Origin of the sequence: Streptomyces sp. NBC_00996 (assembly GCF_045162675.1) — a bacterium.
Lineage (GTDB): Bacteria > Actinomycetota > Actinomycetes > Streptomycetales > Streptomycetaceae > Streptomyces.
Window position 1 is genome coordinate 1,174,145 of sequence record NZ_CP108723.1, and the last position, 24,556, is coordinate 1,198,700.

A 24,556-nucleotide genomic window follows, 5' to 3' on the forward strand; every position below is an offset into this window, starting at 1 on the left:
CCTGGCGCCGTCGAGAGCCACTGCTGGGCCAATGCGATCGAGTTCGAGTGGCAGCCCGACGATGGGCATTGGAGACTTAACACGGTTTTGGAACCCGAAAACAGCTCCCGAACTCATGACTTCCGGATAGCTCGCTCCGGACATCGAAAAGAGCGAGTACAGAGCGCCGACCGAAGTGGTCGAGTGCGCTCGAAAGTTCCTCAAGGAGCTCGCATGGAGGAGAAGTCCGTCGAAGTCCTGACGCCCGGGCCGAAGGTGTCTGCGATCGACAAGCGCAGGCACACCGGGTCGAAGACCGGCATCGAGAAAGACCTCGCAGAGGTGCTGGCCGACGTCATATCCGTCGAGCGGGTGTCGGTCGACAGCCACTTCTTCGACGACCTCGGCGCCAACTCGTTGGTCATGGCCCAATTCTGCGCACGCGTCAGGAAACGGGCAGACCTCCCCTCGGCATCGATGAAGGACATCTACCGGCACCCGACGATCCGCAGCCTGGCGACGGGGCTCGCGGACGCGGCGCCCGCCCCTGACGAGTCGTCGGCCCCGGCGCCGACCGAGGTGGTGACACCGGGCAGCACTCCACGGTATGTCCTCTGCGGAACGCTGCAGTTCCTGCTTTTCCTGGGCTATTCCTTCCTCGCCGGATTTGTTGCCGACCGAGGCTACAGATGGGTCTCCGCCGGCTCGGATTTGATCGGCATCTACCTGCGATCGATCGTCTTCGGCGGCCTCGGGTTCATCGGTCTGTGCACCTTCCCGATCGTGGCCAAATGGCTCCTCGTCGGCCGGTGGAAATCGAGTGAGTTCCCGGTCTGGGGGCTCAAGTATCTGCGCTTCTGGACCGTCAAGGTGCTGATCCACGCCAACCCGATGATTCTCTTCGTCGGCAATCCCCTGTACGTGCTGTATCTGCGAGCCCTGGGCGCGCGGATCGGCAAGGGGGTGACGATCCTCTCCCGCCATGTCCCGGCCTGCCCCGACCTGTTGACGGTCGGCGCCGGCGCGGTGATCCGCAAGGACTCGTTCTTCCCCTGCTACCGGGCACACGCCGGACGTATCCAGACCGGCAGGGTCGCCCTTGGCCGGGACGCGTTCATCGGCGAGAAGACCGTGCTCGACATCGACACATCCATGGGCGACGGGGCCCAACTCGGCCACACGTCCACGCTGTACAGCGGCCAGGCGATCCCGGACGGACAGCACTGGCACGGATCCCCGGCACAGCCCACGGAGCACGACTACCTGAGAATCGAGCCCGCCAAGTGCGGCGCGCTGCGCCGGGCCGGATTCGGCCTCGTGACCGTGCTTCAACTGTTCCTCCTGTACGTGCCGCTGGTTGTCGGGGGCGCGTACATGCTGTTCAACCTGATTCCCGCGCTGCACAATCGCCTGGGCCCGGGCGCGGTGGGGTTCACGTCGCCGACTCTCTACGCCGACGCGCTGGTCCTGTCCTTCGTGCTGTTCTTCGGCTTCGTCGTCGTGGGCCTCGCTGTACTGTTCACCGTTCCGCGCCTGCTGAACGTGGTCGTCAAGCCGGACAAGGTCTATCCGCTGTACGGGCTTCACTACTCGATACACCGGGCGATCGGGCGCATGACGAACATAAAGTTCTTCAAATGGCTGTTCGGTGACAGCTCCTACATCGTTCACTATCTGCGCGGCCTCGGATACGACTTGTCCCGGGTCGAGCAGACCGGGTCGAACTTCGGCACGGAAGTACAGCACGAGACGCCGTATCTGGTTTCCGTCGGCAGCGGAACGATGGTCGCCGACGGGCTCTCCATCGTCAATGCCGAATTCTCGAGTACTTCCTTCCGGGTATCCCGGGCCTCGATCGGGCCACGCAACTTCATCGGGAACAACATCGCCTATCCCTCCGGGGCCAGGACCGGCGAAAACTGTCTCCTCGCGACGAAGGTGATGATTCCTCTCGACGGCGAGGTACGTGAGGGGGTGGGCCTGCTCGGCTCACCGTGCTTCGAGATCCCCCGGTCGGTCGAGCGCGACTCCCAGTTCGACCATCTCCGGAACGGCGAAGAGTTTCGCCGCAGCCTCGCCGCAAAGAACCGCTACAACATCCGCTCGATGGCCTTCTTCCTGCTCGTGCGGTGGCTCTACCTCTTCGTGATCACGGTGGTCGCCCTCGCGGACGTCGATGTGTACGACTCTTTCGGGCATGTACTGATCGCCGCTTTCCTGGTGTTCAGTGCTGTGTTCACCCCCGTGTACTTCGTACTCGTGGAGCGCGGCATCGCGGCATTCCGCGCGCTGCGACCGCAGTTGTGTTCCATCTACGAACCGTACTTCTGGTGGCACGAGCGCCTCTGGAAGGTGCCCGACGAGTACCTCAACGTCTTCAACGGCACCCCTTTCAAGAACGTGATCTGGCGGATGCTGGGTGTTCGGCTCGGCAGCAGGGTCTTCGATGACGGCTGCTATCTGACGGAGCGAACGCTCACCACCATCGGGAGCGATTGCACGCTCAATGCGGGAAGCAAGATCCAGTGCCACTCGCAGGAGGACGGCACTTTCAAGTCCGACCGCAGCACGATCGGCGTCGGCTGCACCCTCGGTGTCGGCGCCCACGTCCATTACGGCGTGACGATGGACGACGGCTCAGTGCTCGCCCCCGACTCCTTCCTGATGAAGGGCGAGGAAGTCCCGCGGAACGCTCGATGGGGCGGAAACCCCGCCGCAGAGATGCGAGATACGCCCCGTCGTCCTGCCGCACTCGTCCAGAAAGAGGCGGCGGAACCGTCTCGGCCAACACCCCTGACCGGCTGAAGAACATGGCCGACCCGCAGATCATCCGAGACAGCGGCGATGACTACGGCGCCGCCCCGAAGGGCGGCCCACAGCGCCGCGGCGAACGTGAGTGGTGGGGCAAGGATTCGATGGGAGTGCACGTGGAAGCCGACCGGGAGTTCTGGCGCGGTGAGCTCGTCGCCGGAGGGTTCACCGCCATACCGCGGTGGACGCTCCATCCGGTGACGGGCGTCGTCGACCACGAGACGACGGTCCCGGAAGACGTCGTAGGGCCGTTGCGCCGGCTCGCGGAGGACCTGGCGGTCACGTTCGACTCGGTGCTGCTGGCCGCGCACGCCAAGGTGTTGGCCGCGCTGTCCGGTGAACGCGAGGTCGTGTCCGGCTGCGTCCCCGCCAAGGGCGACCGGCCGTTGCCCTGCCGGCTGACGACCGGATCCGATTCGTGGCGGGCGCTCCTGCTGAGCACCCATCGCGCCGCGTCGGAACTGCTGTCGCACAAGGACTTTCCGGTCGACGATCTCAGGCGCGAACTGGGTCTCACCGAACCGCCGTTCGAGGCCGAGTTCGATCCGAGCGGCGTCGAGCGGGACTTGACCGAGGACACCGTGCTGTCGGTGGGGTTCTCGCACCACGGCGGCCGGCTCGTGCTGCGGCTGCGGTACCGGACAGACGTGCTCGACGCCGACTGCGCTGCCAGGATCGCCGCTTATCACGTCACCGCGCTCGCGCTGATCGCCGCCGATCCGGATGCCGCGCATGAGCAGCAGAGCCTGCTCTCCGCCGACGAACTCCGCTTCCAGCTGGAAGGGCTCGCGGGACCGCGCCGGGAGCTGCCCGATCGCCGGGTGCACGAGCTCTTCGAAGAACGGGTGAGGAAACACCCGGACGCCGTCGCGGCCGTACACGGCGAGCGGCAGTGGACTTACCGCGAGCTCAACTCCCGGGCCAATCGGCTGGCACGCGCGCTGCTGGCGCGCGGGCTGCGCCGCGAAGGCGTGGTCGCGGTGGTGACCGAGCGCAACCTGGACTGGCTGGCCGCGGTCCTGGCGGTCTTCAAGGCCGGGGGCGTGTACCTGCCCATCGAGCCGCATTTCCCGGCCGGTCGCATCGCCACCACGCTCTCTCGCGCCGAGTGCGCCCTGGTGCTGACGGAACACGGCAGTACCGCCACCCTCGACCACGCGCTCGACTCGCTGCCCGGGATCCGGACGCTCTTCGTCGACGCGGCCTACCAGGAGGATCACCCCGACGGTGATCTCGGCACCGATGTCACGCCGGATCAGCTCGCCTACATCTACTTCACCTCGGGCTCCACCGGAGAGCCCAAGGGCGCGATGTGCGAGCACGCGGGCATGCTCAACCACCTCTACGCCAAGATCGACGACCTGGAGATCGGCGAGGGACAGGTGGTCGCCCAGACCGCACCCCAGTGCTTCGACATCTCGCTGTGGCAACTGGTGTCCGCGCTCCTGGTCGGGGGGCGGACCCTGCTGGTGGAGCAGGAGGTGATCCTCGACGTCCAGCGGTTCGTCGACAAGATCGCTGACGGCCGTGTCGCCGTCCTCCAGGTCGTCCCCTCCTATCTGGACGTCGTCGTGTCCTGTCTGCGGCAGCACCCCCGCGAGCTGCCGGACCTGCGGTACGTGTCGGTCACCGGCGAGGCGCTCAAGAAGGAGCTCACGCAGCGCTGGTTCGCCGCCCAGCCCGGGATCAAACTGGTCAACGCCTACGGGCTGACCGAGACCTCGGACGACACCAACCACGAGGTCATGGACCGCGTGCCCACCGGGGACCGGGTTCTGCTGGGTCCCGCGGTCAACAACGTGCACGTCTACGTCGTCGACGAGCACCTGAACCCGGTGCCGCTCGGCGCCCCCGGCCTGATCGTCTTCTCCGGCGTCTGCGTCGGTCGCGGATACATCAACGATCCCGAGCGCACCCGGCAGGCCTACCTCGCCGATCCGCACCGTGCGGGCGCCAGGCTCTACCGGGGCGGCGACTACGGGCGCTGGCAGCCCGAGGGCAAGTTGGAGTTCCTCGGCCGCCGGGACACGCAGGTGAAGATTCGTGGCTTCCGGATCGAGATCGGCGAGATCGAGAACACCCTGCTGCGGGCCCCCGGTGTGCGCGACGGCGCGGTGGTGGTCGCCGAACGGGCCGACCAGAGCAAGCACTTGGTGGCGTTCTACTCCGGACCGCGGCCACTCGAGGCCGACGTCCTGACGGACCGGCTCGGTGAGTCGCTGCCGGAGTACATGGTCCCGTCGGCCTTCCACTGGCGGGAAGGTCTGCCGCTGACGGCCAACAGCAAGATCGACAGGAAGGCGTTGCGGGCGCTCGCCGGAGAACTCGACGTCGTCCAGAACGACTTCCACGCGCCGCATACACCGACCGAACAGCAGCTGGCGGCCGCATGGGCAAAGGTGCTCGGCATCCCGCAGAACCAGATCGGACGGCGGGACCACTTCTTCGACCGCGGCGGCACGTCGCTGTCGGCAGTAAAGCTGGCGATCACTCTGGACCGTGCGGTGTCCCTCAAGGACGTCACCGGCCACCCGGTGCTTGCCGACTTGGCCGTGCTGGTCGACGGTAGGTCCAAGCCGCGCCCCGGTCCGGTCGGCGCCGGGTCCCAGCGGCGCTCCGGGCTGCTCCAGCAACTGTCGGCACCGGACGGGGCGCAGGCCGCCCTGGTGTGCTTCCCCTACGCCGGCGGCAACGCGGTGAACTTCCAGCCGATGGCCGGAGCACTGCAGGGCGGCGGGCCCGCGGTCTACGCCGTCGAGCTGCCAGGTCACGACGTGGCCGCCGAGAGCCAGCCGTTCGCGCCGATGACAGAGGTGGTCGAGCAGGTCGTCGACGAGATCGTCCGGCGTGGCCTGACCAGGGTCCTGCTGTGGGGCCACTCGTCGGGCACCGCGTTGGCCCTGGAGACGGCCGGAAAGCTGCAGAAGCGCGGAGTGGACGTCCAACGGGTGTTCCTCGGCGCTCAGTTGCTCGGCAACACCGCCGACCGGCGCGCCACCATCACGGAACTGACCGGGCGAAGCAACGCCGAGATCGCCGCGAAGCTGATGGCGGACGGCGGGTACACCGAGCTCGGTGAGCTCGATGCGCAGCACGCCGAGCACGTCGGCGCCGCCTACCGGCACGACTGCGCGTCCGCACACGGCTACTTCGCCGACGCCCTGGACAGTCCACCGGCGCTGAAACTGTCCGCGCCGGTCACCGTGGTCGTCGCCGCCGACGACCCGAGCACGACGGACCACCGGCGCCATTACCGCGACTGGCAGCTCCTGGCCGAACAGGTCGACCTGCACGAACTCGCCGACGGCGGCCACTACTTCCCGCGCACCCGTCCGACCGAGACGGCACAGGCCGTACTGCACGCCGCCCCGTTGTTCGCTTCTTCCTGAGTGGCAACAGAAAGGAAATCGAGATGTCGTCCCTGTCCACGGAGTCGCTGGTCGACGTGGAACTCACACCCGGCAAACCTCCGCTCCTGCGGGTCGAGGCCGCCGGTGGCGCGCCGAGTTGGGCGGCCGAGCACCGGGACGCGCTGCGCGCTGTCGTCGCCGAGCACGGATCGATCCTGGTCCGCGGCCTCGGGCTGCGCGACGCGGCCGGAACCGGCGCCGTCTTCTCGAAGCTGGCCACCGGCCTGATGGCCGAGAAGGAGGCCTTCACGCCCCGGCAGACCTACTCCGACGGCGTGTACTCCTCGTCGAAGTGGCCGCCGAACCAGCCGATGTGCATGCACCACGAACTGAGTTACACACTCGAGTTCCCCGGCCTGATGATGTTTGCCTGTCTGAGCGCGCCCACGACCGGCGGGGCGACCGCGGTGGCCGACTCGACGGCCGTAATCGACGCACTGCCCGCCGAGTTGACCGAGCGGTTCGAGCGGGAGGGCTGGCTGCTCACTCGCAGCTACAACGACGAGATCGGGGCGTCCGTCGCCGAGGCGTTCGGCACCGAGGACCGTGACGCGGTCGAGAGCTACTGCCGCGCCAACGCGATCACGTTCGAGTGGCAGCCCGACGGCGGACTGCGCACCACACAGCGTCGCAGCGCCGTGGTGCGTCACCCGGGCAGCGGCCGACGCTGCTGGTTCAACCAGATCGCGTTCCTCAACGAGTGGACGATGGCCCCCGAGGTGCGCGAGTACCTGGTGGACGTCTACGGCGCCGACGGGCTGCCGTTCAATACCCGCTTCGGCAACGGCGACCCGGTCGGCGAGGACGTCGTACAGCTGCTCAACAGCGTCTACGAGGCCAACACCGCACGCGAGCCGTGGCAGGCCGGCGACCTGATGCTCGTCGACAACGTCCGCACCGCGCACAGCAGAGAGCCCTTCGAGGGTCCGCGCGAAGTGCTCGTCGCCCTGGCCGACCCGATGCGTCTGGCCGACTGCTCGCCGACCGTGGAGGTGACCGCGGGATGACCACCATCGATTCCACCGCGACGAAGTCCGCGACGGCCGCGCCGATGACCGTGCCGCCGTTCGCGGTGATCTCCGGTGCCCAGGTCCAGCGCGCACTGCGCGGACGCGAGAAACAGATCGTGGAGTTGGTCGAGGCCACCTACCGGGTGCACGGCGCCGGCGATTCGGTCAACCCACCGTCGTACTTCCTGCGTTTCCCCGACCGCCCGTCCTCTCGCATCATCGCGCTGCCCGCCTCGATCGGCGGGGACGTACGGGTGGACGGACTGAAGTGGATCTCCAGCTTCCCGGAGAACGTGCAGGCCGGGATTCCGCGGGCGTCGGCCGTGCTGCTCCTCAACGACCATGACACCGGCTACCCGTTCGCCTGTCTGGAAAGCTCGATCATCAGCGCCACCAGGACGGCCGCGTCGGCGGCAGCGGCGGCCGACTGGCTCAGCCGCGGCCGCCCCCGCCCGACACGCGTCGGGTTCTTCGGAGTGGGCTTGATCGCGCGCTACATTCACACCTTCCTGGCCGGCACCGGCTGGTCCTTCGACGACATCGGCGTCCACGACCTGTCCACCGACAGTGCGGCAGGCTTCCGGTGCTACCTGGAGCAGTCGGGCGCCACCGCCCGGATCACCGTGCACGACAGCGCCGAGCAGCTGATCCGAAACAGCGACCTGGTGGTCTTCGCCACCGTCGCCGGTAAGCCGCATGTCGGCGACCTGTCCTGGTTCGCACACAACCCGCTGGTGCTGCACGTGTCGCTGCGCGACCTCGCGCCGGAGATCCTGCTCGCCTCGACCAACATCGTCGATGACGTCGAGCACTGCCTGAACGCCAACACCTCGCCGCATCTGGCCGAGCAGCTCACGGGCAACCGGGACTTCCTGCACGGCACGTTGGACGACGTGATGGGCGGGCGGGTGACGGTGCCGCCGGACCGGCCGGTGGTGTTCTCGCCCTTCGGCCTCGGGGTGCTCGACCTGGCGGTCGGCAAGCACGTCTACGACGAAGTGGTCCGCGGCGGGCAGTTGCACGTCGTCGACGACTTCTTCCACGAACTGAGCCGGTACGGATGAGCCGGCCAAGAGCCCAGGAGGCTTGTCCAGGGCTGCCCCCAGGAGAGATCACCGGTCAAGTCGCCGCAGGTCAGGGCAGACGAGACAGCGGCCACTGATGCGATGCAGGGCCCCCCTCCGGTCCGGTTGGACACGGGCTCCCGCCCCCGAAGCGAGAACCCCGCTCACGGTCGGACGGACGTTCCGAAAGCGCTCTGCTCCAGATAGAGGAGACCATCGTGCCCGTCATATCCGTTCCCCACGATTTCAATGAAGAGGGGCTCTATGTCGACCTTCGGTCGATCTTCGGGCATGCACTCTTCCTGAAGTGTGAGGGCTTCAACTTCGCCGGCTCGATCAAGTTGAAGGCCGCGACCGAGATGGTGGAGACCGCGGAGCGGGATGGACTCCTGAAGCCGGATTCCATCCTGGTGGAGTCCTCGTCCGGAAACCTCGGTGTGGCCCTGAGCATGATCGCCGCGAGCAAGGGCTACCGGTTCCTGTGCGTGACGGACTCCCGCTGCAACCTGTCGACCAGGATGATGATGGAGGCCCTAGGTAGTCAGGTGCACATCATTGCGGGCCAGGAGGCCAACGGCGGCTTCCTCGGCGCGCGGATCGAGTACGTCCGTGCGCTGTGCGCCTCCGACGACCGGTATGTGTGGCTCAGCCAGTACACCAATCCGAGCAACTGGAAGGCGCACTACCGCAAGACGGCGCCGGAGATCGCCCGCCAGTTCCCGAAACTGGACGTACTGTTCCTCGGAACCGGCACCGCCGGGACCCTGATGGGCTGTGCGCGCTACTTCCGGGACTGGCACCGGCCCGTACGGATCATCGCAATGGACAGCGTCGGCTCGGTGGCCTTCGGCGGCACCCCGGGACGCCGGATGATCCCCGGCCTGGGGATGAGCATGCGCCCGCCACTGCTCGACGAGTCCTACGTGGATGAGGTCATCCGGGTCGAGGAGGCGGACACCATCCGTGCCTGCCACCGTCTGGCCAGGCGTGGGTTCCTGTTCGGCGGCTCCACCGGCACGGTGGTGAGCGGCGCCATGGACTGGCTGGCCCGGCAGGACGACCGCGAACTCACCGCCGTGGCCGTCGCCCCGGATCTCGGCGAGCGCTACCTCGACACCATCTACCAGACCAACTGGCTGCACGATCTCTACGGCGAAGACGTGCTCAAGTCGGATGATGTGCCCGCCGGTCCCTGGGTGGCCTCCCCCACCCCCCGCGCAGGGTGGGGGAGGCGGCTGGACCTGAAGAACGGCGACCGCAACGGCACACAGCACCCTCAGTTCCAGGAACGTAGGACCCGGTGAGCCGGCCGGGTGAGCCGAGGACGCCGCGAGCCGTGGCAACCCGCCGTGCCACGGCTCGTCCTGGGTGATCCACGACGCGCACGCGGGCATGCGACGCAGCTCGAACCCGGGACGCGCCGACAGCCGCCCGGCACTGCGGGTGCCGCCCACAATCAGGTGGACCTCGGCGGTTTGATCCACCCCAGCGAACGCTCGACGGCTCGCTGCCAGTTGGCGTACTCCGACTCACGCCGCTCGGGGTCCATGTCCGGCAGCCACTGGCCGGCCCGGTGCCAGTTGCGGCGCAGGACTTCCAGGTCCGGCCAGTAGCCGGCGGCGAGGCCCGCGGCGTAGGCGGCGCCGAGGGAAACCGTCTCGGAGACCATGGGCCGCACCACGGGCACGTCGAGCACGTCGGCCACGAATTGCATGAGCAGGTTGTCCGCTGTCATGCCGCCGTCCACCTTGAGCTGCTTCAGGGCGACCGAGACGTCGGCGTTCATGGCGTCGACGACCTCTCGCGTCTGCCAGCCGGTGGCCTCCAGGACGGCTCGGGCCAGGTGTCCCTTGGTGATGTACGAGGTGAGGCCGACGATGACACCGCGTGCGTCGCTGCGCCAGTGGGGTGCGAACAGACCCGAGAACGCGGGGACGATGTAGCACCCGCCATTGTCCTCGACCGTCCGCGCGAGCGTCTCGATCTCCGGCGCGCTGCTGATCAGTCCCAGACGGTCACGGAACCACTGGACCAGCGAGCCGGTGACGGCTATCGAACCCTCCAGGGCGTAGACCGTGGGCTGACCCCCGATCTTGTAGGCGACGGTCGTGAGGAGTCCGTGCCGGGACCGCACGACATCGGTACCGGTGTTGAGCAGCAGGAAGCTGCCCGTCCCGTACGTGCACTTCGCCTCGCCCGGGGAGAAACAGGTCTGGCCGAACAGAGCGGCCTGCTGGTCACCGAGGGCGGCCGCGATACGAACGCCCGGGAGGACCGAGCGGGCATCGCCGTACCCCTCGGCCGAGGACCGGATCTCGGGCAGCATGGGGCGCGGAACCCCGAAGAACGCGAGAAGCTCCTCGTCCCAGGTGAGCGTGCGGATGTTCATCAGCATGGTGCGGCTGGCGTTGGTGGCGTCGGTGATGTGCAGGCCGCCGTCCGTGCCTCCGGTGAGGTTCCAGATCAGCCAGCTCTCGATGGTGCCGAACAGCACCTCGCCGTCCTCGGCGCGCTGATCCAGTCCCTCGACATGGTCGAACAGCCAGCGGATCCGCGGCGCCGAGAAGTAGGTCGAGGGGGGCAGGCTGCAACGTTCGAGGAAGAATTCGTCTCCCGGTTGCTGTCTCAGGTCTTCGACGAGCGGTCCTGTGCGGGTGTCCTGCCAGACGATCGCCCTGCCCACCGGCGCACCCGTCCGCCGGTCCCAGAGCACCGTCGTCTCCCGCTGGTTGGCGATACCGATGGCGGCGATCTCTCCCGCGCCGACACCGGCTTCGGACAGGGCCTCGGGCACGACGCGCTGCAGATTGCGCCAGATCTCGACGGCGTCGTGCTCGACCCAGCCGGGCCGGGGAAAGTGCTGCTGATGCTCTCGTTGGGCGACCGACACCAGCCGCCCATGGTGGTCGAACAGAATGCATCGGGTGGAGTTGGTGCCCTGATCGATGGACATCACATACCGTTCAACCATGATCGGATCTGCCTTCCGATGTGTCGAGGAGGCGGGGGTTCACCAGCGAGCTGCTCCCAGGTCTCTGGAGATCGCCCGTGCGGCCTCGCGGAGCAGGGTGATCAGGCTCGGCCGGGGACGGCCCTGGTTGTCGCAGATCCTCTCCACCGGGCCGGACAGGCTGATGGCGCCCACCACGAGGCCGCCGTGTCCGCGGATCGGCGAGGCGACGCCGGCCTCGCCCATGCTCATTTCCTGGACCTCCGCGGCCCATCCGAGTTCCCGGATCTCGGCGAGCGCCCGGGTGAGTTGCTCCGGGACGACCAGGGTGTGCCTGGTGTAGGCCTCCAGCCCGGCTTCCAGGGCCGGCTCCAGGGGCGCGGTCCCGAAGGCCAGCAGAACCTTGCCGAGCGAGGAGGCGTGGAGAGGCAGCAGCGAACCCACGTCCAAGGTCTGGAGCGTGTCGTCCGGCCGGAACACATGGTGGATGACGAGGACGTTGCCCTCCAGGGGGGTGCCCAGGCGGACCGCTTCCCCGCTACGGGCGGCGAGTGCGTCGGCCCAGTTGATGGAGCGTGACCGCAGCTCATTGACGTCGAGGTAGCTGGTGCCGAGGTGCAGCAGGGCTGCCCCGAGCTGGTACTTTCCGGTCGCCGCATCCTGCTCCACGAAATCCACGTGCTGGAGGGTGCGCAGAATGCCGTGGGCGGTGCCCTTCGCCAACCCGAGCGAGGCCGCCACCTCGCCGAGCCCAAGCCGACGTGGCCCGCCGGCGAGCAGACGCAGGATCGCCGCTGCCCGTTCGATCGACTGGACTGGGCCGGCCATGATACGAGCCTATTACCGCTGTGGAGGGTCCGCTTTACGTGCAGGCGGGTACTTCACCACCGAATGACCGGAGACGTTCGGTAATGCCGACCGCCATTCATTGACCGGCCACTCTTCGCTTCATAACGTGCTCTCAGGCCCGGCAACGCCCGCTGAGGCCCGGGATCCGGCCGACAGCGGTCACCGGAGGAGAGCACATGGCGCTACAGCTCAATACGATGCCTCGACAGGCAGTCGCACACGTCATTCCTCTGCCGCATTTCGCCGGGGCCGTGTCGGCCGTACGCCGACTGGTGAGGGCGCTCCTCGCCGACTGGAACGTGTGCCCGGAGATCGTCGAGGACTCACTCCTCGTAGTCACGGAACTGACCACCAACGCGATCGTGCACGCCTTGCCCCCGGCGGAGCTCCGGCTGACCTGGGTCCGCAGCGGCGGGCTCGGCACCCTGCGCGTCGAAGTCACCGACGCCGGACGTGCACTTCCGGCCGGGCAGACGCCCGCGGGAATCGACCCGGACGAGCACGGCCGGGGCGAGGAGATCGTCCACGCACTGGCGGCTGGGCACGGCATACATGTCCACTCCGGCGGGGTCACCCGGTGGGCCGATCTCGTCGTGGCGTGAAGGCGCGGCTTGTGACCGTCGCGCGCGGCAGTACCCCGGTCCCGTCCAAGGGACACCGTCGGCTCGGTGCCCGACCGGCTACGACACGTCCGAAGAGCTCCAGCCCCTGCGTCGCAGCCGTGCCGAGAGATGGTGCTGCATCGGCTGACCCACCGCCTCGAGGTCGTGGCTGAACGTGAGCGTGTCGCCGGTCAGCTCGTAGCGGCGGCGGGTGGCGTCGACCTTCTTGGCCGTGGGGGCGAGGGCCACCTCATGACTGGACAGATCGACCGTGCCGTCGGTCGCAAGGCCCACCATGATCTCCGCGATGCCGGTGGGTTGGGTGATCAGCGCCTCCACCCGGCCGTCGGGCTGAAGCCGCCACCAGCCGGTCTCCCGGGCCGACGGGCGCAACGGTGCGTCATCGTCGTCGAGCAGCCAGGCCCTGGCCTCGTAGCGCAGGAAGGGACGGCCGTCGTGGCTGAAGGCCACCTCCTGGGCGTAGTTGAAGTCGCCGGAGAGCGTCGGGTACCCGCCCTGGCCCCGGCCGTACCAGGAGCCCAGGAGGCCGAGCACGGGCTGGAGCAGTGCGTGCGGCGCGGGGGCCTCGTCCGGTCGGTGGCTCTCGGGGTACGGGTACTCCGGTGCGGGGTCGAACACGGTGTGCGCTCCTGGGGTCGGTGCCGGTGCCGGGTGGCAGCCTAGGACGTCGGTCCTCTCAGCGACGCGCACGGGAGGCTGCCTCCGGCCCGTCACCGTCGAGGTCGTCATCTGGCGCCAGGACGACGTGCCGCCCGACGACGCGGCATTGCTCCGCGTCGCCGAGCAGGTGCTGCCGACGATCCCGGGCTGGACCGCCGGCTGACGAGTCACCCGCGGTGTTCGCCCGGGCCGAGGGCGGCGATCACGCTTCAGCCCCGAGAACGACGTTGCCCTCAGCACCTGCGTCCGATCGCGCCCGGCACTCCGAAGCGAGAAGAATCGGACCATGAGCTTCCGCAAGGGGCGGGCAATCTCCTGGCGCGGGCGCACCGTATATACGGGTATGCAAGGGTTCCGGCTTTCGGTGGGCCGCCTTCCGGACGAGGCGCTGCTGTCCGGACTGGCCACCGGTGACCCGGAACTCGCCGTCACCTTCGTGCGAAGGTTCCAGCACACGGTCTTCGGTGTCGCCATCGCCGTCATCGGGGATCCCCAGCTCGCCGAGGACATCACCCAGCAGACGTTCGAGCGTGCGTGGCGTCATGCGCAGATGTACGACTCGCGCCGCGGTTCGGTGACGACCTGGCTGACCACCATCGCCCACAACCTCGCCATCGACACCGTCCGCTCGCGGCGGCCGGAACCGATGGCACCCGAAGACCTCGACGCCATCCTGGGCGTCGTCAGCGAGACTCCTGAGCAGCACGCGCTGGCCGACGAGGCGTCGTCCCGGCTGCGGGCCGCCGTGGCGGAGCTACCGCGCGAACAGGGCCGTGCCCTGGTGATGGCGGGTATCTACGGTATGACGGCCCAGCAGATCGCCGACCGGGAGGAGATCCCGCTGGGCACCGCCAAGACGCGTATCAGGACGGCGATGGGAAAGCTGCGGACCACGCTCACGTCTCCGAAGCGAGGCAATGATGTCCAGTGACGTGACCTGCGAGAAGCTGCGCCAGCTCGGCGCCGAGCTGGCTCTCGGTGTGCTGCCCGGCCGCGAGCGGGCCGGCGCGGTCGCCCACCTGGACCACTGTGCGGACTGCCGGGAGTACATCGAGCAGCTGACCCTCGTGGGCGATGGGTTGATCGGGTTGCTGCCGGGCAGCGAGCCGCCGGTCGGCCTCGAGACCCGTGTGACGCAGGCGCTCACGCAGGCGACGTCGGAGCGCGAGGGGCGTCAGCAGGCCCGCGGGTCCGGCATCCACCGCATGGGCCTGGGTGGTCGGGCACGCCTGCGTCTCGCCTCGGCCGTGGCCGCGCTCGTACTCGCCGTCGGGTTCGGCGGTTGGGCGATCGGCACGGCGGTCCAGGAGGTCACGGCCGGCTCTTCCCAGTCCGCCCAAAACGAGGCGGGCCTGTTGGAGGGCGGACTGACCTCGGCCCAGGCCCCCGGCAGGCCGACCGGTGAGATCTACGCCCACCCCGGGCCCCCGGGCTGGATCTACATGAAGGTCAACCTCGCCGCGGCCGGTACTCCGTACAACGGTCAGGTCACCTGCCTGCTGGAGCACAGTGACGGCACCGTGTTCCGCGTCGGCAACTTCACCCTGCGTGAGGGCTATGGCTTCTGGGGTGGCCCGGCCTCCGTCGACCCCTCGGCGCTCTCCGGCGCCCGGCTGACGTCGCCCGACGGCACCGTGCTTGCCACGGCCCGATTCGAAACGGGCGACCTGACGTGACCCGGCAGGCTCCGAAGCCGCCGACCGGCGAGCGAGAGCGCCGTACCTGACCTCATTGCGCGGCGCGGAGCCCCTGGCCCGGCAGTATCGCGCGGAGTGTCGCGGCCAGCTCGGGGACCGTGGGCCGGGCCGAGGGGTCGTCGCGCAGGCAGCCGTCGATGGCTGCGGCGAGAGCCCGTGGCAGGCGGCGCCGCGACGCGATCGGCGGGGCGCTCTCCTCCAGCTGCGGATACCAGTCGTCCCGGTCCCCTGGGGCGTCCTCGTCCTCCGTTTCCGCGCTCCTCGCGTCGTAGGGCTCATCCGTGATCTCGCCGCAGTCGAACGGCACGTCGCCGCCGGCCACCTCGTACAAGGTGATGCCGATGCCCCACACGTCGGCCGCGGCCGACAACTGGCCGCCGCGCGCCTGCTCCGGCGAGAGGTAGCGGAATGTGCCCACCCCGGCAGGAGCGATCCCGGGCGGCCGCGCCACGCTGAGGTCGAGCACCTTCGCGTGGCCGCAGTCCACCACGATGTTGGAGGGCTTGAGGTCCAGATGCAGCACGCCCTGACCGTGCAGGTAGTGGATCGCGGAACACAGCTGCACACCGAGCAGCGCCACGTCGGCGGCGCCCGGCCGGCGCCGCAACCGTTCGATGAGGTGGGACAGCGTCTCCCCGGTCAGCATCTCCAGGACGACGAGCGGCTCGGGCGACTCGAAGGCCTCGTACGCGCGGACCAGGTGAGGATGGGCGAAGGTCCGCAGCCAGCGGCCCTCCCGCAGCAGTCGATCACGCAGCCCCGCCTCGTCGCGGAGTTCCGGACGCAGCATCTTGACGACGCAGCGGCAGGCCCGGTCCTCGCTCCAGGAGTCGTACAGGTCCAGCCATCCCGTGCGCGCCAGGTGCCCCAGGATCTCGTAGCCCGGAACCGGACGGGTGCCCGGTGCCAGGGGCGGGGCCGATCCTGCCTGGGCATCGGTCATGACGGCACCGTTCCCGATGACGAGGAACCCGCCCCCGTGGGGCTGGTCACAACGTGCAGCCGGTGGAGCCGGGCGTACGTCCCGCCGTGTACGAGCAGGTCGTCGTGCGGACCGGACTCGACGACCCGGCCGCGGTCGAGCACCACGATCCGGGTGGCGTCACGGACGGTGAGCAGGTTGTGCGAGATGACGATGGTCGTCCGCCCGGCCATGAGGCGGCGCAGCGGGTCCATGATCCTGCGGCCGGACTGCGCGTCGAGGCCGGTGGTCGGTTCGTCCAGCAGCAGTACGGGCGCGTCCCTGATCATCGCGCGCGCTATCGCCAGACGCTGGCGTTGTCCGCCGGACAGCGTCCGGCCGCGCTGACCGACCAGGGTGTCGTACCCCTCGGGGAGCAGCCGGATGAACTCGTGGGCGTCCGCGGCGTGCGACGCCGCGACGATCTCCGCCTCCGTCGCCTCGGGTCGGCCGTAGGCGATGTTCTCGCGCACCGTGCCGTGGAAGACGAGCGTCTCCTGCAGCACCACCGCGACACTTTCCCGCACGTCGGACAAGAACATCTCCCGCAGATCGCGCCCGTCGAGACGGACCGTGCCCTGCTCTGGGTCGTAGAAACGGAGCTGCAGCTTCGCGACCGTGGACTTACCGGCCCCGCTGGCCCCGACCAACGCCAGGGTCTCGCCGGGAGCGACGTGGAACGACACACCGGAGAGCGCCCAGCGCGCCGTACCGGGATAGCGGAAGGACACGCCGTCGAACTCGACCTCGCCCCTCGCTCGGCCGATCCGCCGGGCGTCCGCGGCCTCGACGACCTGGGGGCGCTGGTCCAGCAGCTCGATGATCCGTTCCGCGGAGGCCGACGCGGCGTAGAAACTGCTGCCGAGGCGGGAGAGGTCGCGGATCGGGCTGTAGAGCTTGCCGATCAGCGCCAGGAAGACCAGCAGCCCGCCCAGCGTGAGCCGGCCCTGCGCCAGTTTCCAGGTGCCGAGCCCCATGACGGCGAGGGCGCCGGACACCTCGATGATCTCGACAAGCGGTCGGTAGACGGCACGGATCCGCGCCGACGCCATCGCGGCGCGGAACTTGCCGACGTTCTCGCGCTCGAAGCGGCGCTGCTCCCAGCTCTGCCGGTTGTACGCCTGGACCAGGGCCACGTTGCCCAACGACTCCTCGGCGACCGCGCTGAGCGAACCGCTGCGACGTCTGCGTTCCCGCGACGCCTGCTTGATCAGCCGGGAGAAGTGGCGGGCGGCGCCCCAGAACAGCGGCACGATGACGAGCGCGAGGAGCGTCAGATCCCATTGGAGGTAGAGAAGGAGACCGAGGAAGACGCCCAGCCGGATCACCTGGTAGAGCGCGTCCGCGACACCGGAGAGCAGAAACGTCTCGACGGCGTCCACGTCACCCGTGACACGCGACAGCACGTCTCCCAGCCGCCGCCGTTCGAAGAATCCGAGCGACAGTCCCTGGACGTGCCGGAACACATCGGAGCGCAAGGCCAGCAGGAACCGCTCGCTGACCCACGTGGACGTCATGTCGTCGGCGAACCCCAGAAGGCCGGAGCCGACGATGAGCCCCAGGTAGGTCGGCGCGATCCAGAGAAAGGGTTTCAGATCTCGCGGGACGAGCACCTCGTCCACCACGATCTTGAAGAGCCACAGTTCGGCCGCGTCGACGAGAGGCCCGATCAGGCTGAAGAGGACAAGAGGGATGAGCCAGCTCCGGCGACCGCGTGTGTAGGGCCAGAAGCGCCGGAACACCTCGCGCGGGGGCACTGGTGGCGCGGCCGCCACCACGGCATCGGCGTCCTCGCCCACCGACAGCAGACGCCGCAGAACGTGCCGTGGGATACGCACCATGGCATGGGTCCGTCGTGGCTCGACGACGGAGTGGACCGGGGCCTACGGGCCCCGGTCCACTCAGTCCTCAGTCGTGGTGACCGTGGTCACCGTGGCGACCGTGGCGACCGGAATTGTGATCGTCGAAGGAGTCACGACGATGGCGGCCGTGCCCCCTCATCGAGTTGTCGTCGTGCCTCGAGGTCGAATCCCTTCCGTGGTCACGGTGTTTGGCAGGAAAGAGATCACTGAAGATCGCCATTGCATTCCTCCCGCTGAAATTTCCCTCGTAGGAGATACGCGTCAAGGACGGAATGGGATGGCGTCTCGCGGCAAAAAGACGGATTACCTTCCAGGGATGCGGGTCTCGGGTGGGCACCGGCGGAAGCGGAGCCGTCCGGGAGCCGTCGGCCCTGCTGGGTACGGCCGACGGCCGGTTCAGCGGCAGCCGGTCAGGGACGGGATGGATGTGCGGTCACACCTCGTTGAAGCGCGCGATGATGCTCCTGGCTTCGTCCATGGTGATCTGGTGCTCCGCACCGGTGTCGGTGTGCTCCACGCCGTCGGCCTCCCAGCCCGCGCACTGGAAGCCGGCAGCGGGATGGGCGGTGACCGTCACCTGCGTAGGGGGTCGTGGGGGCCGAATTCACCGACCGTGATGGCGCCGCCACCCTCCGGGGCGACAGAAATACAGAGTTTGTGCCGGTTGGCCCCCTTCGAGGCGCGGTATTCGGACACGATGGGGTGGCGAGCTTCGCGATGCCGGCGTTGTTCTTCGCGTCGCCGAGGGCCTGACCGCCGACCGGACTTCAACGGGCCCACCACGGTCGGGCGGCACGCCTCTCAGCCCCGCAGTCCGGGTGAGGGCCCCCACCAGCCGCGAGCTTCCGGGCCGCGAGTTCATAGAGAACGCGTCCGCATCCGGCGGAACGCCTCGGGCGACGGGGCAGGTTCTCGGTTTTCGGCGTTCTCTCGACCGCCCGTTGTGGGACGTCGTGCCGACCGTGCGCTGCGCAAGGCGAACCACCGGCCACGCGGGCGCAGTTCAGGTGCGTCCGCGCGGCCGGTCCGGGAACGGTTTCCGGTCAGAGCATGACGTGCTTGACCTGGGTGTAGTCGAGCAGGCCGGTGAGGGAGAGGTCGCTGCCGTAGCCGGAGTGACGTACACCGCCGTGCGGCATCTCCGACACCGTGGTGCCGTGGGTGTTGACCCACACGATCCCCGTGTTCAGGGCGCGGCCCGCGCGCATCGCCCGGTCGTGGTCACGGGTCCAGACACTGGCGGCGAGCCCTTGCGGCACCCCGTTGGCCATGCGGAGGGCGTCGGCCTCGTCGGCGAACGGCTGGACGGTCACCACCGGCCCGAACACCTCGCTCTGCACGATCTCGTCCTCCTGTCGCACCCCGGCGACGACCGTGGGCTGATGAAAGAACCCGGAGCGGGTCAGGGCGGCTCCCCCCGTGACGACCTCGGCGTTCACCGGCATTCGGGCCAACAGGCCTCGTACGTTATGGAGTTGGGCAGAACTGTTGAGGGGGCCGAAGTCGGCGCCGCCTTCCTCGGGGCCGCCGGGTACCTGGAGCGCTGCCCGGTGGGCGAACGCCTCCAGAAAGGCGTCGTGGACACGGTGGTGGACCAGGATCCTCGTGGCGGCCGTGCAGTCCTGGCCCGCGTTGTAGAACGCCAGCGACGACAACTGCTGCACGGCGTCGTCGAGATCGGCGTCGTCGTGCACCACCACGGGTGCGTTGCCGCCGAGCTCCAGGTGGAGCCGTTTGAGGTCGGCCGCCGCCGCGGCGGCGATCTCCTGCCCGGCGCGGACGCTGCCGGTGACGGCGACCAGCCGCACGCCCGGGTGGGCGACCAGGGCACGCCCGGTGTCGCGGTCGCCGCACACCACGTTGAGCACGCCCGGCGGCAGGTGCTCGGCGGCGATCCGGGCGAGCAGCGTGGTGGAGGACGGGGTGGTGTCGGACGGTTTGAGGACGACCGTGTTGCCGGCGGCCAGCGCGGGGGCGATCTTCCACACGGCCATCATCAGCGGGTAGTTCCAGGGGGTGATCTGCGCGCACACGCCGACGGGTTCGCGGCGCAGCACCGAGGTGCGGCCCGGCGTGTACTCGGCGGCCGCGGCACCCGGCAGGTTCCGGGCGGCCCCCGCGAAGTAGCGCACGGTGTCGAGGATCGCGGGCAGTTCGTCGGCCTTGAACAGGGCCCGCGGTTTGCCGGTGTCGCCGACCTCGGCGGCCACCAGGGCGTCCGCGTGCCGTTCCATGGCGTCGGCGAGGTGCAGCAAGGCCGCTTGCCGCTGGGCCGGGGTGGTGGTCGACCAGGTGTCGAAGGCGTCCCGGGCCGCCAGGCATGCCACGTCGACGTCCTCGGCGCCGGACCGCGGAGCCGTGCCGCCACTCTGCCCGGTGGCTGGGTCGACCAGGCGCAGGGTGGCTCCGGAGGCGGCGGGCAGGTCCTTCCCACCGATGTGGTTGAGGACGGTTCTCGGGCGGCCGGTGTCAGCCACGGCGCAGTGCCTCCTCGGCTGCGGCGCGCCCGGTCCGGACGGCGCCTTCCATGTATCCGGCGACCCACTGGTCGGAGCCGCAGACGTAGAACGGCGGCTCGTGCGTGCCGTGCAGCGGACCGACGGCCATCACCTCACCCGGCGGCCACTGGGTGACGTATCCCTGGGTCCACGGGTCGGTGCCCCACAGCCTCAAGTAGGAGGCGAGCGGCCGGTGCGCCTCGTCGCCGAACATGCCGGCGATCTCGGCGAGCAGCTCGGAGGTACGCAGGTGGGGTGGCGTGCCGAGCAGGATGCCGTAGCGCTCGGGTGGAATCAGCGCCGAGAGGACGCCCTCGCTCTGTGGCCAGGTGGAGCCCAGGACCCCCTCGCACTCGGACAGGCCGTTCAGGCCGGCATCGCGCCAGAACGGGGTGGGATAGACGGCCGCGAACTTGGCGGCGGTCGCCTGGCGCTGGCGGTGCAGCGAGGCCAGGCGCGCTTGGCTGACCCCACTGACCGCAACCGACCGCAGCGGGCCCACGGGCAGGGCGCTGACCACGGCGGCCGCGGTCAGGGTCTCGCCGTGCGCCAGGCGGACGGCGCAGCGGCCGGACCCCACGTCCAGAGCCGTGACGGGTGAGCCGAGGCGGATGCGTGGGCGCAGTTCGCGGCCCAGGACCTCCGCGAGGGTCGCCGAGCCCTCGGCCAGGCGCAGCCCTTCCCAGTCCTCGTAGTCGTAGTGGTCGCCGCTGGGCACGGCCGCGTGCTTGCGCAGTGCCGCGAGCAGAGAGATCCGCTCGTACGAGCCGCCGGCCAGGGCCAGTTGGCCGATGTCCCACAGCCGTACGACTGCTGGGGTGGCGTGCTGGACGCGGAGCCAGTCGGCGACCGACAGCCGGTCGAGGGCGGTGGCCTGCGGATGCGACCAGGGGTCGTCGGGATCCACCGTGCCGGCCAGCGCCACGAACTGTGCGGTGAGCCTCTCGTGCAAGGCCGTGTCGCCGGGCCCGAACCAGTGCGGCGGCTCGCCGGCCGAGCGGCCCTCGGGGGTGGCACGGGTCATCCGGCCGGGTTCGGCGACGTAGCTGGGCACGGTCTTCAGGCCCAGTTCTTCAGCAAGTTGGAGGTAGGCGGTGTGCGCGCGGCCCACCACTTCGCCGCCCAGCTGGACGGTGCGGCCGTCCGGCAGTCGGGCCTGCTCGACCCGGCCGCCGACGCGTTCCCTGGCCTCCAGGACCAGGACGTCGGCGCCCCCGCCCGCGAGGTCCCGGGCCGCGGCGAGCCCGGCCAGTCCGGCGCCGAGCACGATCACGTCATGATGCATCAACTTCGGTTCCTTCGTTCCAGGACGGTCGAGGGGCGCCGACGCGTGGTCAGCTCAGGACGAGACAGTGCTCGGGCCGCCAGCCGAACTCCACCGTCTCGCCGCCGCTCCAGCGGTCCTCCATGCGGGACCGGGCCGTGTTCTGCTCCAGTACCGACAGCGTGACGCCGGGGGCCAGTTCGATGAGGTACGTCGTGGTGGGGCCGCTGTAGACGGTCTCGCGGATCACGCCGCTGAGCACCGACATGCCCGCTTCGAAGTCGGACAGCCAGATCTTCTCGGGGCGCACGGACACGCTGACCGCGGCGCCGTCGGCGATGCCGGCCCGCCGACCGACCGGGAGCCCGGGACCGTCGGCGAGAGCGACCTCGCCGTCGCGGTAGGTTCCGGTCATCAGGTTGGAGGTGCCCATGAAGGAGGCGACGAACCGGCTGGTGGGGTGCTCGTAGACGTCCTCAGGCGTGCCGCACTGCTCGACGCGCCCCTCGTTCATCACGGCGATCCGGTCGGACATGGTGAGCGCCTCGTCCTGGTCGTGGGTGACGAAGACGAAGGTGATCCCGACCTCACGCTGGATCTGCTTGAGCTCCACCTGCATCTGCCGGCGCAGCTTGAGGTCCAGGGCGGCCAGCGGCTCGTCGAGCAGCAGCACGGCGGGGCGGTTGACCAGGGCGCGGGCGAGGGCGACGCGCTGGCGCTGGCCGCCGGAGAGGGTGCGGGGCGCCCGCCGGGCGAGTCCTCCGAGCTGGACCAACTCCAGCATCTCGCCCACCCGTTGCCGGATCTCGGTCTTGGCCACGCCCTTGCGCTTGAGGCCGAAGGCGACGTTGTCCTCGATGCTGAGGTGGTCGAACAGGGCGTAACTCTGGAAGACGGTGTTGACGTTGCGCTTGTTGGGCGGCAGCGCGGTCACGTCCTCGCCCGCGAGCACGACGGCCCCCTCGGTCGGATCCGTGAACCCGCCGATCATGCGCAGCGAGGTGGTCTTGCCGCAGCCCGACGGTCCGAGCAGCGAGAAGAAGTGACCGGCGTCGATGTCGAGGCTCACGTCGTGGACGGCGTAGGAGTCGGCGAACTGCTTGGAGACACCGTCGAGCCGGACGGCAGGGATCGCGTCCATGGAGTCACTCCCCGGAGAGGATGTCGAGGCCGCCGCGCCGGCCGAACAGGCGCGGTATGAACAGGGCCAGGGCGATCAGGGCGATGGATCCGGCGAGCATCAGCGTGCCCACCGCGTTGATGGTGGGCTGCACTCCGAAACGGATCGCGGAGTAGATGCGCACGGACAGCGGCTGAGGGTCGACGCCGGTGGTGAAGTACGCGAGCACGAAGTCGTCGAAGACGAGCGCGAAGATCAGTACGGCGCCGGCGAGTACGGCGGGCAACAGGGCCGGCAGGGTGACCAGGCGCACCGCCTGCCAGCGGGTCGCGCCGAGATCCATCGCGGCCTCCTCCACCTCGGGATTGAGAGCCGCGACCCGGGAGCGCAGGATGACGGTGACGTAGGAGATGGAGAAGGTGATCTCCGAGAGCATCACCGTGCCGGTGGACAGGGTCACGCCCAGGCCCTTGAACAGCAGCATCGACGCGACGCCGGTGACGATCTCCGGGGTGATCAGCGGCACCAGCATGATCAGTCCGGCCAGTGAGCCGAGCCGGGTGCGGCAGCGCACCAGGCCGAGCGCGAGGGCCACGCCCAGGACGACCGAACCCGCCGTCGCCACCAGGGAGATCCGCAGGCTGGCGCCCAGCGAGGAGATCAGTACGTCGTCGTGGAAGAACGCGCGGTACCAGCGCAGGCTGAAGCCGTCGAAGACGGTCAGGGATTTCCGGGCGTTGAAGGAGAACAGCGTCACGACGGCGATGGGCAGGTACAGCAGGGCGAAGAACAGCGCCGTGACGGCGATGAGGATCCGTGGTCTGCGGTGGGCGCGACGGCGCCGGGTGCGGGTCCGGGTGGGGGCGGGGGCAGGCGCGGAGGGGAGGCGGAGCAGGGTCATCGGCGTGCCTCCGCCTCGTCCTTGCGGGTGCGCCGCAGGTAGCCGAGCATGCCGAGCAGCAGGACGAGCATCAGCAGCATGGTGAGCGCGGAGCCGAGCGGCCAGTTCTGCCCCTGGAAGAACTTGTCCTGGATGAGGTTGCCGATCATGATCTGGTCCGGCCCTCCCATGAGCTGTGCGCTGACGAAGTCCCCCATGGCGGGCAGGAAGACCAGGACGAGCCCGGCCGTCGCGCCCTGCCGGGTGGCCGGCAGCGTGACGAAGAAGAAGGTGCGCACGGGACCGCCGTACAGGTCGCGCCCGGCCTCGATGAGGGAGACGTCCAGCCGTTCCAGGGCGGCGTACAGCGGGATGATCATGAAGACCACGAATCCGTAGACGAGTCCGGCGACCACGCCGAAGCCGGTGTTGAGGATCTTCGTGCCGCCGTCGGCCAACCCGAGGGTGCGCAGCGCGCGCAGGAGGGGTCCGTCGTCGGACAGGACCACCGACCAGCCGTACATGCGCACCAGGTAGTTGGCGAAGAACGGCACCACGATCGCGGCGATCATCGCGTGTTTGTAGCGGCCGCCGTACAGGGCGATGGTGTACGCCACCGGGTAGGCGATCAGCAGGCAGATGACGCAGGTCAGCAGGGCGTAACCGAGGGAGCGCGCCAGGACCTCCGTGTAGGCGGGGTCGGCGAGGGCGCGGATGCTGCCCAGGTCGAAGCCGAAGCGGGGGTTGCCGAGTTCGTCGGTGGTGCCGACGGCGAGGACGGCGACCAGCAGCAGGGAGGCGATCAGGAAACCGGTCATCCACAGGGTGCCGGGGAGCATGAACCAGGTCCACATACGGGTCCCGGCGGCGCCGGGGCCACGGCGGCGGGTACGCAGGGGGCGACGGAGCAGTGTCATC

At 69.2% G+C, this 24,556-nt stretch carries 19 protein-coding genes; 8 read left to right on the forward strand and 11 right to left on the reverse strand.

Features of this window, described 5'->3' with window-relative positions; genetic code table 11:
- The first annotated feature begins 213 nt into the window (after positions 1-213).
- The 5 genes from OG390_RS05920 (at position 214) to sbnA (ending at position 9,578) form a co-directional block, all read left to right on the forward strand.
- A complete protein-coding gene (locus OG390_RS05920; RefSeq protein WP_406165556.1) occupies positions 214-2,784 on the forward strand; it encodes a Pls/PosA family non-ribosomal peptide synthetase in 2,571 nt (856 codons plus the stop codon).
- Positions 2,785-2,894: 110 nt separating this feature from the next.
- Positions 2,895-6,179: a non-ribosomal peptide synthetase gene (locus OG390_RS05925; protein WP_406177517.1), complete on the forward strand. Its 3,285-nt coding sequence runs from the start codon at positions 2,895-2,897 to the stop codon at positions 6,177-6,179.
- Between the two features lie 23 nt (positions 6,180-6,202).
- Positions 6,203-7,207, forward strand: coding sequence for a TauD/TfdA family dioxygenase (locus OG390_RS05930; RefSeq protein WP_406165558.1), 1,005 nt, complete (start codon positions 6,203-6,205; stop codon positions 7,205-7,207).
- Positions 7,204-8,274, forward strand: coding sequence for a 2,3-diaminopropionate biosynthesis protein SbnB (gene sbnB / locus OG390_RS05935; protein ID WP_406165560.1), 1,071 nt, complete (start codon positions 7,204-7,206; stop codon positions 8,272-8,274). The genes OG390_RS05930 and sbnB overlap by 4 nt, the downstream gene beginning before the upstream one ends.
- A gap of 218 nt (positions 8,275-8,492) precedes the next feature.
- The gene (sbnA, locus tag OG390_RS05940; protein ID WP_406165562.1) at positions 8,493-9,578 is read left to right on the forward strand and encodes a 2,3-diaminopropionate biosynthesis protein SbnA; all 1,086 of its coding nucleotides are present in this window, start codon (positions 8,493-8,495) and stop codon (positions 9,576-9,578) included.
- 152 nt (positions 9,579-9,730) lie between these two features.
- Here sbnA and glpK read toward each other — a convergent pair whose 3' ends face one another.
- Positions 9,731-11,245 carry a glycerol kinase GlpK gene (gene glpK, locus OG390_RS05945; RefSeq protein WP_406165564.1) on the reverse strand — a complete coding sequence of 505 codons (1,515 nt, stop codon included), beginning with the start codon at positions 11,243-11,245 and terminating at the stop codon, positions 9,731-9,733.
- 39 nt (positions 11,246-11,284) lie between these two features.
- Positions 11,285-12,052 carry an IclR family transcriptional regulator gene (locus OG390_RS05950; protein ID WP_406165566.1) on the reverse strand — a complete coding sequence of 256 codons (768 nt, stop codon included), beginning with the start codon at positions 12,050-12,052 and terminating at the stop codon, positions 11,285-11,287.
- Between the two features lie 197 nt (positions 12,053-12,249).
- Here OG390_RS05950 and OG390_RS05955 point away from each other — a divergent pair, with 197 nt between their 5' ends.
- Positions 12,250-12,675 carry an ATP-binding protein gene (locus OG390_RS05955; RefSeq protein WP_406165568.1) on the forward strand — a complete coding sequence of 142 codons (426 nt, stop codon included), beginning with the start codon at positions 12,250-12,252 and terminating at the stop codon, positions 12,673-12,675.
- A gap of 78 nt (positions 12,676-12,753) precedes the next feature.
- Here the strand turns inward: OG390_RS05955 and OG390_RS05960 are convergent, their stop codons facing one another.
- A complete protein-coding gene (locus OG390_RS05960) occupies positions 12,754-13,314 on the reverse strand; it encodes an FABP family protein (RefSeq protein ID WP_406165570.1) in 561 nt (186 codons plus the stop codon).
- A 385-nt stretch (positions 13,315-13,699) separates the two neighbouring features.
- Between OG390_RS05960 and OG390_RS05965 the strand changes: the two genes are divergently transcribed.
- The gene (locus OG390_RS05965) at positions 13,700-14,287 is read left to right on the forward strand and encodes an RNA polymerase sigma factor (RefSeq protein WP_399089640.1); all 588 of its coding nucleotides are present in this window, start codon (positions 13,700-13,702) and stop codon (positions 14,285-14,287) included.
- Positions 14,274-15,032, forward strand: a complete 759-nt coding sequence (locus tag OG390_RS05970; RefSeq protein WP_406165572.1) for a hypothetical protein — start codon at positions 14,274-14,276, stop codon at positions 15,030-15,032. The genes OG390_RS05965 and OG390_RS05970 overlap by 14 nt, the downstream gene beginning before the upstream one ends.
- A gap of 52 nt (positions 15,033-15,084) precedes the next feature.
- Here the strand turns inward: OG390_RS05970 and OG390_RS05975 are convergent, their stop codons facing one another.
- From OG390_RS05975 to OG390_RS06010, 8 genes are all read right to left on the reverse strand, one after another.
- Positions 15,085-15,996 (reverse strand): serine/threonine-protein kinase, encoded by a 912-nt coding sequence (locus tag OG390_RS05975; RefSeq protein ID WP_406165574.1) that lies wholly within the window; start codon positions 15,994-15,996, stop codon positions 15,085-15,087.
- Complete coding sequence (locus OG390_RS05980) at positions 15,993-17,855, reverse strand: ABC transporter ATP-binding protein (RefSeq protein ID WP_406165575.1); 1,863 nt, start codon at positions 17,853-17,855, stop codon at positions 15,993-15,995. The genes OG390_RS05975 and OG390_RS05980 overlap by 4 nt, the downstream gene beginning before the upstream one ends.
- A 454-nt stretch (positions 17,856-18,309) precedes the next feature.
- Complete coding sequence (locus OG390_RS05985) at positions 18,310-18,453, reverse strand: hypothetical protein (protein WP_406165577.1); 144 nt, start codon at positions 18,451-18,453, stop codon at positions 18,310-18,312.
- A 466-nt stretch (positions 18,454-18,919) separates the two neighbouring features.
- Entirely contained in the window at positions 18,920-20,353 is a 1,434-nt protein-coding gene (locus OG390_RS05990) for an aminobutyraldehyde dehydrogenase (protein WP_406165579.1), read from the reverse strand.
- Positions 20,346-21,659, reverse strand: coding sequence for a flavin monoamine oxidase family protein (locus OG390_RS05995; RefSeq protein WP_406165581.1), 1,314 nt, complete (start codon positions 21,657-21,659; stop codon positions 20,346-20,348). Before OG390_RS05995 ends, OG390_RS05990 begins: the two co-directional genes overlap by 8 nt.
- A gap of 49 nt (positions 21,660-21,708) precedes the next feature.
- Positions 21,709-22,779: an ABC transporter ATP-binding protein gene (locus OG390_RS06000; protein ID WP_406165583.1), complete on the reverse strand. Its 1,071-nt coding sequence runs from the start codon at positions 22,777-22,779 to the stop codon at positions 21,709-21,711.
- 4 nt (positions 22,780-22,783) lie between these two features.
- Positions 22,784-23,659, reverse strand: coding sequence for an ABC transporter permease (locus OG390_RS06005; protein WP_406165585.1), 876 nt, complete (start codon positions 23,657-23,659; stop codon positions 22,784-22,786).
- Entirely contained in the window at positions 23,656-24,555 is a 900-nt protein-coding gene (locus OG390_RS06010; protein ID WP_406165587.1) for an ABC transporter permease, read from the reverse strand. The genes OG390_RS06005 and OG390_RS06010 overlap by 4 nt, the downstream gene beginning before the upstream one ends.
- Position 24,556 lies beyond the last annotated feature (1 nt).

Coding starts and splice junctions, on each gene's coding strand:
- OG390_RS05920 (WP_406165556.1), top strand. CDS start 214: ATGGAGGAGAAGTCCGTCGAAGTCCTGACGCCCGGGCCGAAGGTGTCT.
- OG390_RS05925 (WP_406177517.1), top strand. CDS start 2,895: ATGGGAGTGCACGTGGAAGCCGACCGGGAGTTCTGGCGCGGTGAGCTC.
- OG390_RS05930 (WP_406165558.1), top strand. CDS start 6,203: ATGTCGTCCCTGTCCACGGAGTCGCTGGTCGACGTGGAACTCACACCC.
- sbnB (WP_406165560.1), top strand. CDS start 7,204: ATGACCACCATCGATTCCACCGCGACGAAGTCCGCGACGGCCGCGCCG.
- glpK (WP_406165564.1), bottom strand. CDS start 11,245: ATGGTTGAACGGTATGTGATGTCCATCGATCAGGGCACCAACTCCACC.
- OG390_RS05950 (WP_406165566.1), bottom strand. CDS start 12,052: ATGGCCGGCCCAGTCCAGTCGATCGAACGGGCAGCGGCGATCCTGCGT.
- OG390_RS05955 (WP_406165568.1), top strand. CDS start 12,250: ATGGCGCTACAGCTCAATACGATGCCTCGACAGGCAGTCGCACACGTC.
- OG390_RS05965 (WP_399089640.1), top strand. CDS start 13,700: ATGCAAGGGTTCCGGCTTTCGGTGGGCCGCCTTCCGGACGAGGCGCTG.
- OG390_RS05970 (WP_406165572.1), top strand. CDS start 14,274: ATGATGTCCAGTGACGTGACCTGCGAGAAGCTGCGCCAGCTCGGCGCC.
- OG390_RS05975 (WP_406165574.1), bottom strand. CDS start 15,996: ATGACCGATGCCCAGGCAGGATCGGCCCCGCCCCTGGCACCGGGCACC.
- OG390_RS05980 (WP_406165575.1), bottom strand. CDS start 17,855: ATGGTGCGTATCCCACGGCACGTTCTGCGGCGTCTGCTGTCGGTGGGC.
- OG390_RS05995 (WP_406165581.1), bottom strand. CDS start 21,659: ATGCATCATGACGTGATCGTGCTCGGCGCCGGACTGGCCGGGCTCGCC.
- OG390_RS06000 (WP_406165583.1), bottom strand. CDS start 22,779: ATGGACGCGATCCCTGCCGTCCGGCTCGACGGTGTCTCCAAGCAGTTC.
- OG390_RS06005 (WP_406165585.1), bottom strand. CDS start 23,659: ATGACCCTGCTCCGCCTCCCCTCCGCGCCTGCCCCCGCCCCCACCCGG.
- OG390_RS06010 (WP_406165587.1), bottom strand. CDS start 24,555: ATGACACTGCTCCGTCGCCCCCTGCGTACCCGCCGCCGTGGCCCCGGC.